The following is a 1,122-nucleotide window of genomic DNA, read 5'->3' on the forward strand; positions in this document are numbered from 1 at the left end:
TATGGGTCCCTGTGTCTGGAAAGTCTGTCATGATGGCGGTGGGCGGGAAGCCGTTGGGTCCTTGGCGCTTGACGCCGTGAGCCGGCTCGGTCCCCCGCCCGTTCCATCTATCAACCTGAACAGTTGCACGAGGCTGCGCCAACAGACCTCGCATCACAGGGACAGGCACCGTGATCCTAGCTCTTCGTTGCGTCGGAATCGACGTCTCCAAACACCATCTCGATATTTTTGATGAAGCCGTAGGCGTGCCGGAGCGCATCGCCAACGCGACACAGGCCATCACACAGCTGGTGGCGCGTTGGCGATGCGATGCGCTGGTGGTCTTTGAGGCCACGGGTGTCTACGACCTCGCGCTTCGCGAGGCGCTGCGTCAGGCCGGCATCCGCTTTGCCCGGATCAATCCGGCTCGTGCCCGCGACTTTGCCCGTGCCGGCGGCCAGCTCGCCAAGACCGATCCGATTGACGCGCGAATGCTGGCGGCCTTTGGGCGTGCCATGCAGCCTGCCACCGAGCAGGCCGCGACGGCCGCCCGCAACGCATTGGCGAAGCTCGCAAAACGGCGGGACCAACTGGTCGCCATGCGAGCCCAGGAAAAGAACCGCCGCAGCGAGGCCGAGGACCTCGCCATGGCCGAACGCATCGGCCGCCTCATCGAGGTCCTCAATGATGAGATCGTCGAGATCGAAGCCGAGATCAGCGCGCTCGTCAAAGCCGAGCCGGAGCTCGCGGACGATGCACAGCTGATGCGCTCCCTGCCCGGTGTGGGACCCGTCGCCTGCATGCAACTCATCACCCAGATGCCGGAACTCGGACATGTCGGGCCAAAGCAGGTGGCCGCTCTTGCGGGCCTGGCTCCCTTCAACGTTGATAGCGGGGCTTATCGTGGCAAGCGCAGGATCGGCGGCGGACGAAAGCGCGTCCGTGACGCCCTCTACATGGCCGCCCTCAACGCCGTTCGCCGCGCTGGTCGCTTCAAGGTCTTTTACGACCGGCTGCGCCAGGCCGGCAAACCGGCCAAGCTCGCCCTCATTGCTGTCGCCAGGAAGCTGCTGACCATCCTCAACGCCATGATGCGCGACCGAAAACCCTACAAGATCGCTCCATCAACATAACAGTTGCCGG

General features: G+C 64.3%; 1 protein-coding gene. It reads left to right on the top strand.

Features of this window, described 5'->3' with window-relative positions:
- The first annotated feature begins 170 nt into the window (after positions 1 to 170).
- Positions 171 to 1,112, top strand: a complete 942-nt coding sequence (locus AC066Y_RS43230) for an IS110 family RNA-guided transposase (RefSeq protein ID WP_478279136.1) — start codon at positions 171 to 173, stop codon at positions 1,110 to 1,112.
- Positions 1,113 to 1,122 lie beyond the last annotated feature (10 nt).

This window comes from Bradyrhizobium sp. USDA3010, assembly GCF_056429065.1.